2 protein-coding genes are annotated in these 3,388 nt (G+C 48.8%); both read left to right on the forward strand.

The features are described 5' to 3' along the window. Positions 1 to 2,325 (forward strand): phenylalanine--tRNA ligase subunit beta (pheT, locus tag JX312_RS10830; RefSeq protein ID WP_204458004.1); only part of this gene is annotated, 2,325 nt, incomplete at its 5' end. Positions 2,326 to 2,355: 30 nt separating this feature from the next. Then, on the forward strand, positions 2,356 to 3,072 hold the full coding sequence (locus JX312_RS10835; protein WP_204458005.1) for a YebC/PmpR family DNA-binding transcriptional regulator: 717 nt from the start codon (positions 2,356 to 2,358) through the stop codon (positions 3,070 to 3,072). Positions 3,073 to 3,388 lie beyond the last annotated feature (316 nt).

Consider the following 3,388-nt stretch of genomic DNA (forward strand, 5'->3'; position numbering starts at 1 on the left):
ACATGCGAGGATCATCCCGATTCCGACCATCTTCATGTGACCACAGTGGATCTCGGCACCGGAGAACCGGTACAGATAGTCTGCGGCGCGCCTAACGTTGCCGCAGGTCAGACAGTGGTCGTAGCCACTGTCGGCACAACCCTCTATGACGGCGACAAGGAATTCCAGATCAAGAAATCAAAAATACGCGGCAAGGAGTCATTCGGTATGATCTGCGCTGAAGACGAGCTCGGCATCGGCACTGACCATGCCGGTATTATGGTGCTCGCAGATGATATCAAGCCCGGCACACCCGCAGCCGAATATTTCAATGTCGAAAGCGACTACAGACTGGAAGTGGAGCTGACTCCGAACCGCGTTGACGCGGCAAGCCATTATGGCGTGGCTCGCGATCTCAAGGCAAAGGAATGGTGTCTTATCTGCCAGAATGAAAAACAAGGAGAATATCCGGAGGTTTCTGTGCCGGATGCATCCGGACTCACGACAGACCGCACCGATGGTGCCGTGACAGTGAGAATAGAGGATGAGGAGGGATGTCCGAGATATTCCGGAGTCACAATCAGAGGCGTGGAAGTCAAGGAATCTCCCGAATGGCTCAAGAACCTTCTTACTGCCGCCGGACAGAGACCGATCAACAATATTGTAGACATCACAAATTTCGTGCTGTTGGGAATCGGACAGCCATTGCACTGCTTCGACCTTGATCACGTCAAGGGGGAGGAGATAATTGTCCGCACATGCGAAAAGGGGACAAGATTCACTACTCTTGACGGAGTGGAACGGGAGCTCAACGAAGCAGACCTGATGATCTGCGATGCGGAAAAACCGATGTGCATCGCGGGTGTTTTCGGTGGTCTTGATTCAGGAGTGACTGAAGGCACAAAGAACGTATTCATAGAAAGCGCATATTTCAATCCCACACGCGTGCGTCGCACAGCCCGCCGCCATGGACTGTCGACCGATGCCTCATTCCGCTATGAACGCGGTGCAGACCCATCTGTGACTGTATACGCCGCCAGACTGGCGGCATCGCTGATCAAGGAACTTGCCGGGGGAGAAATCTGCGGAGGTGTAATCGATGTTCTGCCCGCTCCTATTGAACGAAAAGAACTCGATTTCTCCCTTACATACTGCAACAGACTTATCGGCAAGGAACTTCCGGGTGAATTGGTGAGATGCATCCTCAAAGCCCTTGAATTCGATGTTACTGAAACCGAAGATGCGGATGTTCTGCATCTGACCGTCCCGACATACCGTGTGGATGTATACCGCCCCTGCGATGTAGTGGAAGAGATTCTGAGAGTATACGGTTACAACAATGTCGAGATCGGCGATGAAATGCACGTATCTCTGTCGCAGCGCGGTGCTACCGACGAAAGCTACGATATGCAGCAGACCATAAGCGAACAGCTCACAGCCGCCGGTTTCTCCGAAATAATGAACAACTCTCTCACGGCAGTAAGTTATTACGAAAATTCGGAGTTATTACCTCTGGCAAATTGCGTCAGACTGTTGAATCCCCTCAGCAATGACCTGGGTGTGATGCGCCAGACACTGCTCTACGGCGGACTTGAGTCAATATCACATAATGTGAACCGCAAGATGCCGGATCTGAAATTCTATGAGTTCGGGAATGTTTACCGGTTCAATCCTGAAAAGGAAAGCTCAGCAGAGAAACCTTTGGCTCAATACAGCGAGCGCATGGAGCTTGGCATCTGGATTACCGGCAAGAAGGAACCGGCATCCTGGAATGTAAAAGCGGAAGAAGCTTCTGTATATGACCTTATGGGCGTTGTAAACAATATCCTCCGCCGTCTCGGGCTACAGCCAGCAGCTGTCACCACAACCCAAAGTTCCGATGAAATCTTCTCGGCAAAGCTCGATATCGCAAGCCGCTCGGGCAAACATATAGCCGAAGTAGGAATCATACGTTCTTCGATACTTAAGAAATTCGATATCGAACAGAGCGTGACATACGCAGCCATAGACTGGGACAGCCTTTTCAAACTCACAGCCAAGAACCGGGTGACATACGCTGAACTGCCAAAGACCCAGCCTGTGGATCGCGATCTCGCGCTGCTTGTTGACAAGAGTGTAAGATTCGCTGATATAGATGCAGTCATACGCAAGGCAGAACGCAAACTTCTGCGAGACGTCCGTCTCTTTGACGTATACGAAGGCAAGAACCTCCCAGCCGGCAAGAAATCATATGCAGTGTCAATGAAACTGCAGGATAACGAGAAGACTCTCACCGACAAACAGATAGACGCATCTATGAGCAGAATTATAGAAGCTCTTAAAAACATGGGAGCAGAATTAAGATAATATTAACTAACAGACAAGATAACAACATATATGGGAAGAGCATTTGAATTCCGAAAAGCCCGCAAACTGAAACGCTGGGGCAATATGAGCCGTACGTTCACCCGTATCGGTAAGGAAATAACCATTGCAGCAAAGGCAGCAGGTCCAGATCCGAGCATGAATCCACGTCTGCGTGTATTGATGCAGAATGCCAAGGCAGCCAATATGCCCAAGGACACTATCGAGCGCGCCATAAAGAAAGCAACAGACAAAGATGCCGGAGACTACAAAGAGATCGTATATGAAGGATATGGACCCTTCGGAATCGCCATTGTAGTGGAGACCGCCACCGACAACAACCAGCGCACCGTTGCCAACGTACGCAGCTATTTCAATAAATTCGGAGGATCACTCGGCACTCAGGGTTCACTCTCCTTTCTGTTCGACCACAAGAGCGTTTTTCACGTAAAACCGAATGCTGACATCGCACTTGATGAATTCGAACTCGACCTTATGGATTTCGAGGCTGAGCTCGAAGCGGAAGATGGAGAATGGCTGATATACGGCGCTTTCGACCAGTTTGCCAACCTTCAGAATTTTTTTGAAGACAAAGGCATTGAGATTGTATCTGCAGAGTTTGAAAGAATCCCGACAGACTACAAGGAAGTCACAGCCGAACAGCGCGAACAGCTCGAGAAGCTCCTCGAAAAATTTGAAGATGACGAAGATGTTCAGAATGTCTTCCATAACATGAAGGAAGAGGAATAACATCTGTAGAATCATACCTGATGACTTACAGCATCAGACAAGGACATTGAAACCAATAAAATAGCAGATTCCAAATCTGCTATTTTTATTTTCACCCGGTTCCTGCCCAACGCAGACTCCCGCCGAGAACAAGCCCTCGCGGCTAAGAAACTGTTTAAATTTAATTGTGAGGTTCATTGAGAGGATTTTATGAGGTGTTTTTACGAGTCGAAGAGGGAGCATAGCGGGCTATGTGACCGATGAGACTCGGTGAAAACAACCATAAAAGACCTCAAGGAAGCCACAAGATTCACTATATAAAAAATTTCGAATTAAA

Origin of the sequence: Barnesiella sp. CU968 (genome assembly GCF_905219685.1) — a bacterium.
Taxonomy (GTDB): Bacteria; Bacteroidota; Bacteroidia; order Bacteroidales; family Muribaculaceae; genus Lepagella; species Lepagella muris_A.